16 protein-coding genes are annotated in these 13586 nt (G+C 38.8%); 11 read left to right on the top strand and 5 right to left on the bottom strand.

The window, feature by feature from the left end:
* The first annotated feature begins 17 nt into the window (after nucleotides 1-17).
* Genes I8751_RS05995 through I8751_RS05980 form a run of 4 tightly spaced genes read left to right on the top strand, consistent with a single transcriptional unit; the run spans nucleotide 18 to nucleotide 2291 of the window.
* Nucleotides 18-1532 (top strand): thioredoxin-like domain-containing protein, encoded by a 1515-nt coding sequence (locus I8751_RS05995; protein WP_214438265.1) that lies wholly within the window; start codon nucleotides 18-20, stop codon nucleotides 1530-1532.
* A 59-nt stretch (nucleotides 1533-1591) separates the two neighbouring features.
* On the top strand, nucleotides 1592-1771 hold the full coding sequence (locus tag I8751_RS05990; protein ID WP_214438264.1) for a DUF6888 family protein: 180 nt from the start codon (nucleotides 1592-1594) through the stop codon (nucleotides 1769-1771).
* Entirely contained in the window at nucleotides 1768-2037 is a 270-nt protein-coding gene (locus tag I8751_RS05985; protein WP_214438263.1) for a DUF6887 family protein, read from the top strand. Before I8751_RS05990 ends, I8751_RS05985 begins: the two co-directional genes overlap by 4 nt.
* Nucleotides 2034-2291, top strand: a complete 258-nt coding sequence (locus tag I8751_RS05980) for a type II toxin-antitoxin system RelE family toxin (RefSeq protein ID WP_214438262.1) — start codon at nucleotides 2034-2036, stop codon at nucleotides 2289-2291. Before I8751_RS05985 ends, I8751_RS05980 begins: the two co-directional genes overlap by 4 nt.
* 17 nt (nucleotides 2292-2308) lie before the next feature.
* Here I8751_RS05980 and I8751_RS05975 read toward each other — a convergent pair whose 3' ends face one another.
* The 3 genes from I8751_RS05975 to I8751_RS05965 all read right to left on the bottom strand — a co-directional run bounded on the left by I8751_RS05975 (nucleotide 2309) and on the right by I8751_RS05965 (nucleotide 4641).
* On the bottom strand, nucleotides 2309-2701 hold the full coding sequence (locus I8751_RS05975) for a GFA family protein (protein WP_214438261.1): 393 nt from the start codon (nucleotides 2699-2701) through the stop codon (nucleotides 2309-2311).
* Nucleotides 2702-2724: 23 nt separating this feature from the next.
* On the bottom strand, nucleotides 2725-3060 hold the full coding sequence (locus I8751_RS05970) for a hypothetical protein (protein WP_214438260.1): 336 nt from the start codon (nucleotides 3058-3060) through the stop codon (nucleotides 2725-2727).
* Between the two features lie 96 nt (nucleotides 3061-3156).
* Nucleotides 3157-4641 carry a CIA30 family protein gene (locus tag I8751_RS05965; RefSeq protein ID WP_214438259.1) on the bottom strand — a complete coding sequence of 495 codons (1485 nt, stop codon included), beginning with the start codon at nucleotides 4639-4641 and terminating at the stop codon, nucleotides 3157-3159.
* A gap of 226 nt (nucleotides 4642-4867) precedes the next feature.
* On the opposite strand from I8751_RS05965, the gene I8751_RS05960 reads away from it, so the two are divergent.
* The 3 genes from I8751_RS05960 (at nucleotide 4868) to I8751_RS05950 (ending at nucleotide 7167) form a co-directional block, all read left to right on the top strand.
* Nucleotides 4868-5623 carry a TspO/MBR family protein gene (locus tag I8751_RS05960; RefSeq protein ID WP_214438258.1) on the top strand — a complete coding sequence of 252 codons (756 nt, stop codon included), beginning with the start codon at nucleotides 4868-4870 and terminating at the stop codon, nucleotides 5621-5623.
* A gap of 109 nt (nucleotides 5624-5732) precedes the next feature.
* Nucleotides 5733-6239, top strand: a complete 507-nt coding sequence (locus I8751_RS05955) for a HugZ family pyridoxamine 5'-phosphate oxidase (RefSeq protein ID WP_214438257.1) — start codon at nucleotides 5733-5735, stop codon at nucleotides 6237-6239.
* 37 nt (nucleotides 6240-6276) lie between these two features.
* Entirely contained in the window at nucleotides 6277-7167 is an 891-nt protein-coding gene (locus I8751_RS05950; RefSeq protein ID WP_214438256.1) for an alpha/beta fold hydrolase, read from the top strand.
* On the opposite strand, the gene ccmS is transcribed toward I8751_RS05950, so the two are convergent.
* Together ccmS and I8751_RS05940 are read right to left on the bottom strand one after the other, a co-directional pair.
* A complete protein-coding gene (gene ccmS / locus I8751_RS05945; RefSeq protein ID WP_214438255.1) occupies nucleotides 7156-7584 on the bottom strand; it encodes a beta-carboxysome assembly chaperone CcmS in 429 nt (142 codons plus the stop codon). The genes I8751_RS05950 and ccmS overlap by 12 nt on opposite strands.
* 191 nt (nucleotides 7585-7775) lie before the next feature.
* A complete protein-coding gene (locus tag I8751_RS05940; RefSeq protein ID WP_225893983.1) occupies nucleotides 7776-9554 on the bottom strand; it encodes an ABC transporter ATP-binding protein in 1779 nt (592 codons plus the stop codon).
* A 168-nt stretch (nucleotides 9555-9722) separates the two neighbouring features.
* Between I8751_RS05940 and I8751_RS05935 the strand changes: the two genes are divergently transcribed.
* From I8751_RS05935 to I8751_RS05920, 4 genes are all read left to right on the top strand, one after another.
* Nucleotides 9723-10571, top strand: a complete 849-nt coding sequence (locus I8751_RS05935) for a prohibitin family protein (protein ID WP_214438253.1) — start codon at nucleotides 9723-9725, stop codon at nucleotides 10569-10571.
* Nucleotides 10572-10651: 80 nt separating this feature from the next.
* The gene (locus tag I8751_RS05930; RefSeq protein WP_214438252.1) at nucleotides 10652-11068 is read left to right on the top strand and encodes a DUF1824 family protein; all 417 of its coding nucleotides are present in this window, start codon (nucleotides 10652-10654) and stop codon (nucleotides 11066-11068) included.
* Nucleotides 11069-11137: 69 nt separating this feature from the next.
* Entirely contained in the window at nucleotides 11138-13075 is a 1938-nt protein-coding gene (locus tag I8751_RS05925) for an ABC-F family ATP-binding cassette domain-containing protein (protein WP_214438251.1), read from the top strand.
* 3 nt (nucleotides 13076-13078) lie between these two features.
* A complete protein-coding gene (locus I8751_RS05920; RefSeq protein ID WP_214438250.1) occupies nucleotides 13079-13573 on the top strand; it encodes a pentapeptide repeat-containing protein in 495 nt (164 codons plus the stop codon).
* Nucleotides 13574-13586: the final 13 nt, after the last annotated feature.

Below are 13586 nucleotides of genomic sequence, written 5' to 3'. Positions count from 1 at the left end.
AATAATTGTGAATTCTTATGATTCCTCGCGTTAGAGCGCCAGAATTACCGCAAAATTATGCTTGGCTGAACACAGAAAAACCCTTGTCTTTGAAGCAACTCAAGGGTAGAATCGTCATCTTAGATTTTTGGACATATTGCTGTATTAATTGTCTGCACATCCTACCAGACTTGAAATATTTAGAACAAAAGTATAAAGATAGTCTCACGGTTATTGGTGTTCACTCGGCCAAATTTGACAACGAAAAAGAAACCGAAAATATTCGCCAAGCTATTCTGCGCTACGACATCGAACATCCAGTTTTAGTAGATAGTGGTTTTCAAGTTTGGCAAGAATATGCTGTGCGTGCTTGGCCTACTTTGATGGTAATTGATCCAGAAGGTTACGTGATTAGTTACGTTGCTGGTGAAGGAAATCGTGATGCTTTAGATGAGTTAATTGAAAAATTAATTAGTCAACACCAAGAAAAAGGCACAACTAATTTTCAAGAACTTAGCTTGACTTTAGAAAAGCAACGCCAACCATTAATTACACCTTTAGCTTTTCCTGGTAAAGTTATAGCCACTCCAGCGGGTTTGTTCATTGCTGACTCTGGACACCACCGTTTAGTTATGAGTACTTTTAACGGGGAAATTCTGCATATCATTGGAACTGGTAAATCTGGCTTAACTGACGGTGCTTTTAGTGAAGCGCAGTTTTCTGCACCTCAAGGAATGGCATTTGATGCAGATAAACAAATTCTTTATGTTGCTGATACCGAAAATCATGTCCTGCGACAAGTTGATTTAAAACATCAGGTAGTAAAAACGATCGCGGGAACTGGTGAACAAAGCCGCAATATTCATCCTCATGGTGGTGCTGGTTTAGAAACTGCGCTAAATTCTCCTTGGGATTTAGTCAAAGTAGGAAATACTTTGTTCATTGCGATCGCAGGGTCGCATCAAATTTGGATAATGGATTTAGAAACTGGCATTATCAAAACTTATGCTGGGACTGGTGCAGAAGCTTGTGTTGACGGTTTATTAACTGAATCTGCTTTTGCTCAACCCAGTGGTATCACTACCAATGGACAAGAATTATATATTGCTGATAGTGAAGTTAGTTCAATTCGCGCTATAGGACTGATAGAACCGTTTCAAGTCAGAACAGTGTGCGGTAGTGGTGATTTATTCGGTTTTGGCGATGTTGATGGACAAGGTGAAGATGTTCGATTGCAGCACTGTTTAGGAGTGGAATACGCCCAAAATTATTTGTGGGTAGCAGATACCTATAATCACAAAATTAAATTAGTTAGCCCTACCACAGGTAACTGTCAAACAGTTTTGGGAGATGGTTCAGCAGGTTTACAAGATGGTCAGGGTAAGAATGTTCGTTTTTTTGAACCTTCGGGATTAAGTATTATGGATTCACATTTATATATTGCTGATACTAATAATCACGTTATTCGCTGCGTAGATTTGAATAATTTTGAGGTGACAACGCTGCAATTTCCTGGTTTATGTGCGCCAGATATGTGTATTCCGCTTTTATGATAAAAGTATAAAACCTGCCGTATTTATCCATTTATTTATAAAGTCATGAAAATTAAACTATGCAAGAACCGACAATAGAGCAGGCGAAAGAGCTTTTCAGGGTTTGCTACCAATTGACCAATATGTACTGCTCAATCCATCTGGTAAGGATAGATAAAACAACAAGCCGTATTTATATCCTTGCTGGAGAAGAAACCCAATTAGAAATATTTCCAAATGGCAGCATGAGATACTTATGAATAAACCAAATTTTCAAGCAATGACGAAGGAAGAATTAAGAGCTTATGTATTGGAACACCGAGATGACCAAGAAGCTTTTTACGCTTTCGCTGACAAATTAAGAGAAACACCAGGGATTGAGATTCACTCAATGGAGCAGTTACAGCAATTGATTGAGTCCAAGCGTGATAGAGCCGATATACAAGATGCTAATGCAGCATTAGAAAAAGTATCGCAAATCAGCACAATATTTCTTGAAGATTTAAAAAGGCAATTACAACAGTGAGTTATCAAGTACAGGTTCTATCTACAGTTGTACAACAAATTGAAAAACTAAACCCTTCTGTTCAGCAGGAAGTGGTAAAAAAACTAGAAGAATTAGCAATAAATCCACTTCCAGAAGGTGCAAAAAAGCTGGAGGATGAAAAGCCTTTATATTTAGTTCGTTTTAATGACTATCGCATCGTTTATCGAATTCAAGAAGAAGCTTCACTGATAACAGTAACGAAAGTTGCTCATCCAAAAGATTACTTAAATTAGGTCATGAATTTCTGCAATCAGGAACGTAGGGTGTGAACATTTATTTCCCAATTTTGTCCGTCAAAAGGCACAATTTGAAAATTTTTGATTACATCACCATCTAAACATCGGACGTTAACATCAATGCCATCAGGATGACTGCGGGGAATATAAAAAGGATGCATTCCACAAGTGCGACAAAATTTGTGTTGGGCAATTCCTGTGTTGAATCTATAGGTTGTTAATTCATCTTCACCTTTGAGCAAAGTGAATTGCGATCGCGGCACAATTAAATGTAAAAAGCCCTTTTTTGTGCAAATCGAACAGTTGCAATCATCTACTTTATGGTCTTCAACTACCACTCGAAAGCGGACTGCACCACAGTGACATCCACCTTCATAAGTGATTAATTCTTTGGTTTTGATTGTCATGTAAATTACTTGGGGAATATCAATTAAGATTCTAATTTAGAAACGCGCTCTTCTAATTTGTTGACTTGTTGTTTTAATTCAACCACCAAAGTTGCTAGTCGGTCAAACATAGCGTCAGATTGTGATAAATTTCGTCTAGAACCAGGCGATCGCGGTGTTAGTGTTGTTCTTGAAGATGACGGCTGGCTGGTTTGGCCTATTTGAGCCTCTATTCGGCTGAGGCGTGACTCGACACGATTAAAATCCGCTTGTAAATTGTTGATGCGTGATTCGATTTGCTGTGATGAAGCACTGTTAGATAATAGCCCCATCCAGATAACTATTACTAAACTTGCGGCGAACAATAATCTGCGAAACATTTTAACTTACTCCTTTGGTAGAGATAGAAAAATTAAGGCGGATAAATTCCACCTCATGTATAATTTTCTCTATCTCTTCATCCCCTACTGCTAATTTTATTGATCAGGTTGTAACAGAGAAAATAGCTGATACCAATTAATGGAGTTAATACTATTTTCGCCCTCTTTTACCTCAAGCGTAACATTACACGCCTTTGATTGTTGTAGCGCTTGTACGCAAAGTTCAGCCACATCCTCGCGGCTGATTTTGCCTCTAATATTGTCACCTTGATCGAATATTAATGACTTTCCTCCTGCTTCTTCAGTTAAAGCACAAGGTCTAATAATCGTATAAGGCAGACCACTTTCTCTTAAGCTATCTTCTCCCTTTAACTTCCACGTTAAAATCCCTCCTAGCTGGTCATTTAATTTGACTGCTGGTGGTTCTTCATCTAAATTAATGCCTGGTCGTCCAGGACGAGTTACACCTGCTGAACTTACAAGAACAAACTGTGGTAAGGTTTCCCCTCCATAAGCTTTAATTGATTCCACTTGCAAAGCAAAGCCACCAGCCGAAAATTTGGGGTTTAAAGCGCCATCATATTCAAATTTGCTCAACATCAATTGAAAAGAGCTAACTTTGCTAGTTTCAATCGGTGGACAATCTTGAACTACTTTTGCTCGAAACACAGGAGTCAAATCTGCAAAAGGAACGCGGACATTTATCCAAGTATTATCAACGGTATCGAAAGAATAGCTGTAACCAACACCGTCCCATTTTGTATCTGTCCGTAGAAAGACTTTATAACGCTGACCGTCGCCTTTAACGCGCAATTCTACGCCTTCATAACCAGATAAATCAAAGGGTGGATCAAAATTTTTGGTTCTAACTGAAGCAAATCCTCCAGAGTTAGCAGTGGAGACATTACCAGCAAATACAGCTGTGTTTTCTAATAATTGAATATTACTGCTACTTACACCACCCATAACGACATCATCGACTGCACCCCAGGTATTTTTTAACTCTGCTGATGGTTTGGTGAAGTCGAATATTAATTTTTCATGCGCTTGGGGTAAATATTTTGCTGCTGCTTGTACTAAGTTTTTCACACCTTGATATTCCACATTTTCTGGAGTATCCCCAACAATTTCTGGTTGGTAAAATTTCACACCTTGGTAATATTTGGCTCTATCTGCTGTGTCTCCTTCTATTGGTTGTACCCGTACCGCTGTACAACAAACTACAGCTTGAATGTTGGCCATAACTACAGGAGTTAATGTTTCTGGTTTAGTGATATCCGCAAGTACTAAGTCAACATCATCACCTAAAATTGAGCGTGCTTTCTCCATATTTCGGACAAGCGATCGCACTTTATAGCCCCTTTCAACTAGTCGCCGCACTACTCGTTTACCGACACCACCAGTCGCACCAGCTACCAGTATTACACCCACGTTTTTGCCTCCCTTGGGTTTATCTTGATTCTCCTTAGACCAACCTGGGATTAACTGTTGTACCCAGTTAAGCAAAGGAATGACCTCGAAGTAGGTCAGAGTTTCGATAAACCTGCCTAAGTCCCATTGAGAACGATTTTTGTCACTCACAACTGCGTCCTCATAAAATTTCTTCTTGTTATATGATAACGAAACAGTTGCTAGTTCTTAGCACTACAGCATTTACTCTCACAGAGATGAAAAGAGCGATCGCTCTGTTTAGCCCCGCACTCTTACTCATTTAGAGGTGAGCTAGCTGTGACTTAATTTTTTAACATTCAATTATCATATAATGACTTATTATTATTAATTATAAACTACGCATAATTTCTTAATTATGAATCAATCCAATAATAGTGGAATAATTGAACAATTTGTCAATAAAGTAATGGGGGTAAAAAATGGAAATCACGAACGGTCTTCTGGTACATCAATAGCTACTACGCAAGAACTAGATATCAAAGCAGTTTTAGTTTATAAACTAGGGACTATTATACAAATAACAGTCATGATTCTTGTGCTATTGGGAATGGAAAAATTAGTAATGTTGATTGACAACAATTCTGATTTTCCCAGATGGTTTAGCACTTTATTGACGGGATTATTTTTTGCTCTATTAAGTATCCGTTCAAGAATTTTTTCTATTTTAGATAATACCCGTTCTCGTCAAACATACGACCAAATAATCAGACCAAGATGGGCTCCTCCACGTTTAGCATTTCCCATCGTTTGGATGATAATTGCCATTTTGCGAGTAATTTCTTCTGTATTGGTTTGGCAGCAAATGAATCACCAATTTTTAGTGCTGCCTTTAATTTTGTTTGTAGTACATCTGGCTTTAGGAGATACTTGGAATACAATTTTTACTGTAGAACGGAGATTAGGTGCTGCTGTTCCTGTAGTTCTTTTAGGCCCTTGGTTATCTGCTGTAGTGGTGACGGCAATTTATTGGCAAACTAATCCTGTAGCGGGAATGATTTTATCCTTTTCTTGTGTATGGCTAACTGTAGCTGCTGTATTAGTATTTAGAATTTGGCAATTAAATGGATCTGAGCCATTGTATCCTTTAAAATTAACACCTGTGGAGAAATAAAAAAGAGGCGAAAAGGGTAAAGGGTAGCGTAATGTGAGGAGCATCAATTCATACTATTGCTCAATAACGTTAGGATATTTATGAGTGCTATTAATCAAATAGAAATCTTATGAGCCAACTTGAAAAAGCTCAAGCTGAATATGAAACTTTTCCGGAAGAATTGGGCAGTGTAATTATTAGCACCATTAACCAGCAAGGAATACCTAATGCTAGTTATGCTCCTTTTGTAATGGATGATGCCAAAAATATCTACATTTACGTCAGTGGATTGGCTATTCATACTCAAAATCTCTATGCCAATCCTCAAGTCAGTGTATTATTTATCGATGATGAAGCTAAAAGTGAGCAAATTTTTGCTCGTCGCCGTTTGAGTTTTGATTGTACAGCTACTTTAATCGAACGTGAAACCGAGACTTGGAATAGCATCGTAGAAAAATTCCAAAAGCGCTTTGGCGAAATTATTGAAATTTTTCGCAGTTTGGACGACTTTCGGATTTTTCAGCTAACTCCGAAAGCAGGTCGGTTTGTGATTGGTTTTGGTACAGCTTATCAAATTAGTGGCGATCGCCTCAACCAACTTGTTCACATTACGAGAGATCAGAAGCAGGATAAATGATGAAATTTTCTGTTTTCACACTTTAAAATGTAATTTTATGCTTCAGTTTCAACCCCCTGGCTTTGGGCATAAAATCATTCATACATCTTTGGGAGCAATGGTGTACTACACTCAAACCACTACACCTTGGTTAAATGCTACCACTGAAGATTTACCGCCGTTATTGTTTCTGCATAACTTTGGTGGTGGAGCATCAGCTTATGAATGGTCTAAAGTTTACCCAGCTTTTGCCTCTACACACCACATACTAGCTCCAGATTTAATTGGTTGGGGAGAGTCTGCTCATCCAGTACGAGATTACCAAATTAACGACTATCTTAATACGATCGCAGAATTTATTACCCAAGCTTGTCCTAAACCTGTAACTGTAGTAGCCTCTTCTTTAACAGCAGCTTTAACTATTCGCTTAGCTATTAACAAGCCAGATTTATTCCAAGCATTATTTTTGGTATGTCCTTCTGGATTTGATGATTTTGGCCAAGGGGCTGGACGCAGACTTCCACTACCTATTATCAATACACCTTTGTTGGATAATATAATTTATGCTCTTGGCGCTGAAAATGCACTTGCAGTTAGAAATTTTTTGGAAAATTTTCTGTTTGCGAAACCAGAACGAGTTTCTCAAGAAATGGTAGAAGCTTATTTAACTTCTGCACAGCAACCAAATGCTAAGTTTGCGGCTTTGGCATTTTTGCGGGGCGATCTTTATTTTGACTTGAGTTTGTACATTCAGCAATTGCAAATTCCTACTACCATTTTTTGGGGAGAAAAGGCGCAATTTACTAGCATTAAATTAGGGCGACGTTTGGTTAACTTAAACATAGATGCAATTCAAAATTTTCAGGCGATCGCTAACACAGGGATTTTACCTCATTTAGAAACACCAGAAATTTTCATTGGTTTATTGCAGCGCTATTTAATTAGCTAAACTTTCACTCATGCGTTGTTCTAGTAATTCTAACAACCCGTCAACGTCTTTACCAACCTGCTCAAAACAATCAGGTGGTGCTGGTTCTGGTGCAAACTGAATTAATTTAATTTCACCCTTACCAATGCCAATCATCACTACTTCTACTTCTGGTTGATGATTTTCGACAATTCCTAAAATTTCCTGAAGCCGATTTTCAACTTTATCATTTAAATTTTCTACCGCTTCTTTGGGACAATAAACAAAATGTGGGGCTGGTTGCAAATCAATACCAATAGTGCCCTTACTAGCACCATTCTCTAACCATAATCCCCAAAATAGAGCTGCTAAATCTTGCTGATTGGCTTTGACAAATCTATCTAACTGGCCACGCCACTTGTTGTCACCTGATTCTGTCTGAGTGTTACCAAACATCATAAATAATTCGTAGTTCGTAATTCGTGAGGAAGTCGGAGTCTTCTCCCAAGGGGAGACGCTGCGCGATAGCGAAGCGGTAGCGAGTCATCGAGCGTCTGGCGGTTCCCGTCGAGCCCGAACTTCCGTTAGCGTAGCGCTAGCGAGCTTGCGAGCGTCACCCGAAGGGTAATTCGTAATTTAAATACATGATCCTATTTCAATCCGCTTTGTACACGCCAGAGACTAGCGTAAATACTATCTTGCTCTAACAGTTGTTCATGGGTTCCCGACTCTACTAATTTCCCATGTTCCATGACATAAATACAATCAGCATTGCGGATAGTAGAAAGACGATGAGCGATCGCAATTGTAGTTCTATCTACTGTAATTCGTTCGAGCGATCGCTGGATAGCTGCTTCTGTTTCGTTATCTACTGCTGAAGTGGCTTCATCTAAAATCAAAATGGGTGGATTCTTCAATACTGCACGAGCGATCGCAATTCTTTGTCTTTGTCCACCAGATAACTTTTGCCCTCTTTCTCCCACAATTGTCTCATAACCTTGGGGCAATTCCATAATAAATTCGTGAGCTTCAGCCACTTTTGCTGCCATGATGATTTCTGGTTCGCTAGCATTAAAGCTGCCATAAGCAATATTTTCTGCTACTGTGCCATGAAATAAAAATACATCCTGACTCACCAAACCAATGCAACGGCGTAAATCCTGTAATTTCAAATCTTGTATTTCGATCCCATCTAGGGTAATCATTCCCCTTTTGACTTCATACAACCGCAATAACAATTTGACTAAAGTACTTTTACCTGAACCAGTTGAACCAACAATGGCAATGGTTTTGCCTGCGGGAATATCTAATGATAGATTTACGACTACAGGAAATCTATCTTGATAGGCAAAAGTGACATTTTTAAATTGCACTTCGCCGCGTACTTGCTCAATTGGTAAAGCGATATCTCCTGTATGAATAGCGATGGGAGTATCCAATAAATTCATCACTCGACTAGTAGAAGCCATCGCCCTTTGATATTGGTCAAAGGTATCACCTAATCTTGTTAAAGGCCACAACAAGCGCTGAATTAAAAATATTAATACACTGTAAGTGCCAACAGACATTTTGCCTGCAACTGCTGCCATACCTCCATATAATAATAATGCGGTGAACCCCACCAAAATTAGCATCCGGATTAATGGTACAAAGGCAGCTGAAAGCCTAATCGCTTTAGTGTTACTGCGGCGATAACCTTCACTTTCTATTTTTAAACGTGACGCTTCATAAGTTTCGGCTGTAAAGCTTTTAATAGTAGTAATACCGCTGATATTATTGGATAAACGCGAGTTGAGGAAACCTACTTTTTCTCTAACATCAGCGTAGCGAGGTGCAAGCAACTGTTGATAAGCTAACGAACCCCAAAGAATAAACGGCATCGGCAACAAGGCCATCCACGCTACACTAGGAGCCAAAACGAAGAAAGCACCGCCAATAATGACGACAGTTGTAGCAACTTGGATGAGATCATTCGCTCCCACGTCTAAAAATCGTTCTAGTTGGTTAATATCATCACTGAGGATGGACATTAAACCGCCAGTGCTGCGTTCTTCAAAATAAGCCAATTCCAACTCTTGCAAATGCTTGTAGGCATCCAAACGTAAGTTATGCTGGACATTCTGTGCCAAATTGCGCCAAAGTCGGGCGTAAGCGTACTCAAAAATCGATTCTAGTATCCAAACAATCACAGTGAGGAAAGAAAGAATCAAAAACTGCCCAAAGACATCTTTAACTCCCAACTGAGCAATGATAGAATCCTGCTGTTTGACCACTACATCTACTGCAATCCCAATTAATGCCGGCGGTGCTAAGTCAAAAAGTTTATTAAGGATAGAACAACCAGTAGCCAGCCAAATTTGCTGACGATACTGATGTCCGTAGTCAAGCAGGCGCTGGAGAGGATGCACTGAATGTCTACGTTTTTTCATTATTGGATGAAATTTAAATGCTTGAGCCACAGCCATTTACAGTTGCGTAAAACTGATACTACCACGATCAAGAGAAGCATCTTACTTTTGTAGCCTTGAACCTGCGTAGGCAGATAACGTGTCACCATAGTACAGGAGTTGCCTAAAGATGCAAAAGGAGATAAAACCTTGAAAAATCAGCAATTGGGGAATTGGCAAACTACAGTTTTAGGAATTGTGTTAGCAATAATTGTGCTATTTGGGCTAAATTCCTTTATTATTATCAACCCAGGACAAGCAGGAGTAATCAGCATCTTAGGTAAAGCGAGAGACGGTGCTTTGTTGGAGGGAATTCATGTAAAACCACCTTTTATATCAGTAATAGATGTGTATGATTTGACGGTGCAAAAATTTGAAGTTCCAGCAGAAAGTTCTACTAAGGACTTGCAAAATTTATCTGCGAGATTTGCTATTAACTTTCGTCTTGATCCTGTACAAGTAGTTCAGGTGAGAAGAAAACAAGGAACCTTAGCAAATATTGTCTCAAAAATTATTGCCCCCCAGACTCAAGAAGCATTCAAAATCGCAGCGGCTAGACGCACAGTCGAAGAAGCCATTACCAAAAGAAGTGAATTAAAAGAAGACTTCGATAATGCTTTAGGCGATCGCTTAGATAAATATGGGATAATTGTACTAGATACTAGTGTAGTTGACTTGACTTTTTCACCAGAATTTGCCAGAGCCGTAGAAGAAAAACAAATAGCTGAACAACGTGCCCAAAGAGCCGTTTATGTAGCACGAGAAGCTGAGCAAGAAGCCCAGGCAGAAGTTAATCGGGCTAAAGGTAAAGCAGAAGCTCAAAGACTCTTAGCAGAAACTCTCAAAGCTCAAGGCGGGCAACTAGTTCTGCAAAAAGAAGCAATTGAAGCATGGAAAACAGGCGGTGCCCAAATGCCAAAAGTCTTAGTAATGGGTGGTGACTCAAAAGGTAGTGTCCCTTTTATTTTCAACTTAGGGAATATTCCCAATCAGCCATAACTTGAGTAAATAATACAAAAAAGGTGGGTATAACCCACCTGAGACACAAAAGTAAAACCAAGGAAATAATAAACTAATTTATGTCGACCCCTAATCATCAGAATCTCACAACCGCAGAAGCCAAAAAAATCCTGAATAAATTCAACTGTTTAGATATAGCACCTATCCTTAAACCATCAGAAAAAGCTATAACCCGTAAGGCCTTAATTTTAATTACTAGCCTCTCTGATTACCAAATATTAGGAATTTGCGCTGATACAGCTGAAGAAGGAATAATAGCGATGAGAACTTACTCTCATGCCTTTGGTTATGGAGTTCCAGGTGATTTAGCTACACCTGAAGGGCCAGTTTATATCAAATTGAATGGTAAAAATGGTTTGTGTTACCTCGATTCCTACGCCGGACATCATCGTGGAGTATTAGTGTCTTGCCAGTCTTACGACGAAGGAGGAATTAACGAAATGTATGGACATTTACCACTCGATTTATTTGTCTAAAATTTGGCTGTGTAGGTAGGGAGTATGCCTTACCTACTAGCTAATTAACAATTAACAATAACTAATTTTATGAGTATTATTACGCTACAATCGGTAAAAAAAGACTTTGGAATCAAAGAAATATTAACAAATGCTAGTTTTAGTCTTGATGCTACTGATAAAGTTGGTTTAATTGGTACTAATGGATCTGGCAAATCTACTTTATTAAAAATGATCGCTGGTCTGGAATCAATCGATAGTGGTCAGATTTTATGTACTTCTGGTTCTAAAATCATTTACTTGCCTCAGCAGCCAGATTTAGATGAAAATCGTACAGTTTTAGAACAAATTTTCGCTGACAGTGGTGAACACATGTCTCTGGTACGTGAGTACGAAGAACTCACAGATAAACTGACTCACTACCCAGAAGATAAGCAGCTTATGTCCCGCCTTTCTGTGGTTATGCAGGAGATGGAAACAACTGGCGCTTGGGAACTCGAAACCAATGCCAAAATTATCCTTAGTAAGTTAGGAATTTTTGACTTTGATGCCGTAATCAGTACCTTATCTGGAGGTTATCGTAAGCGCATTGCTTTAGCAACAGCTTTGCTATCAGAACCAGATGTTCTACTCATGGATGAGCCAACAAACCATCTTGATGCTCTTTCTGTGGAATGGTTACAAAGTTATTTAAATCGCTTTCGTGGCGCACTATTACTCATAACCCATGACCGCTATTTTTTGGATAGGGTGACAAATCGCATTATAGAAATTGACCGAGGTGATATTTTTACTTACGCGGGGAATTATTCATACTACCTGGAAAAAAAAGCTTTAGCTGAAGAATCTGCCATTAGTAGTCAACGTAAACATCAGGGTGTATTGCGGCGTGAATTAGAATGGTTAAGCCGCGGCCCAAAAGCTCGAAGTACAAAACAAAAAGCTAGAATTGAGCGCGTTCACGCCATGCGAGACACTGAGTTTAAACAAGCTCAGGGGAAAGTTGATATTTCTACAGTTGGTCGCCGCATCGGTAAAAAAGTTATTGAACTAAATAATATTTCTAAAGCCTACGATGGCCGGACTCTAATTAATAACTTTACCTACGAATTTAGTCCTGAAGACCGCATTGGCATTATTGGTGGTAACGGTGCAGGTAAATCTACTTTGATGGATATTATCACTGGGCGTGTTCAACCAGATGCTGGTAGTGTGGAAATTGGTACTACCATTCATATCGGTTATTTTGACCAGCATTCTGAGGAATTACTCACAGCTTTAGACGAAAATCAGCGCGTGATTGATTACATTAAAGAAGAAGGCGAATTTGTCAAGATTGCCGATGGCACTCAAATTTCAGCCTCTCAAATGTTGGAGCGTTTTCTATTTCCTGGGAACCAGCAGTATGCTCCCATCCATAAACTTTCTGGTGGAGAAAAGCGACGTTTATTTCTATTGCGTATTCTGATTAGTGCGCCCAATGTTTTAATTTTAGATGAACCTACCAATGATTTGGATGTGCAGACACTAGCAATACTAGAAGATTATTTAGAAGATTTTGCGGGGTGTGTAATTACAGTTTCTCACGATCGCTACTTTTTAGACCGCACTGTAGACACAATTTTTGCCTTAGAAGCAGGTGGTAATTTACGGCAATATCCAGGTAATTATTCAGTTTATCTAGATTATAAGAAAGCCGAAGAAGAGGAAGAAAAACAGCAGCAAGCTACTAATAATAAAGATAAATCCAAAAATCTTGCTGAAGACAAAGTTGCCTCTGTTCCCAAGGATACAGAAAATAAAAAGCGGCGTGGATTATCCAATTGGGAAAAGCGGGAATTTGAACAATTAGAAGGTAAAATTGCTCAGTTAGAAGCTGATAAAGTAGCAGCAGAAAAAGCAATGACGAGTGTTCCTCCTGGAAATTATAGCCAAGTCCAAAAACTCTACGAACAAGTGGAAGAACTTAAACAAGCTATTGATGTGGCTACTGAACGCTGGTTAGAGTTAGCTGAAATTGATTCTTAAATTATGCTCAATAGTCCAATTCAAAACCTCCGTTCTACTGCTATCCAGTTTTTAGAACAAAGTCCCTTAAAACGTCTACAAACTCTACAAGCGCTGGGTATAGGTCGTTATGACTTTTTAACTCAAATGCGCCTTAATGAAGCAAACATAACCTGCATAATGCGATTTTTTCAAAATCCCAACCAGCTAAAATTTCCAAATTTAGCCGGAGCAGATTTATCTGGTTTAGTTTTAGATGAAGTCAATTTTATTCGAGGAAATTTATCAGCAGCCAATTTGCAAAAAACTAGTTTAGTCAATGCAGACTTATTATTTGTAAATTTTACCAAAGCCGACATGAGAAATGCCAATTTAAGTGATGCAACCCTGAATGAGACTATTTGGTTAGATGCTCTGGTAGATGGATGTGAGTTCGGCTTGGGTATAGGTTTGACTGAATTGCAACGTAAATATTTACAAACGCGGGGAGCCAAGTTTAACTTTTCAGTAGATGATTAATTAAAATACAAAA

The organism is Atlanticothrix silvestris CENA357, from assembly GCF_016056295.1.
GTDB lineage: Bacteria > Cyanobacteriota > Cyanobacteriia > Cyanobacteriales > Nostocaceae > Atlanticothrix > Atlanticothrix silvestris.
This window is presented reverse-complemented; position numbering and strand designations above follow the sequence as displayed.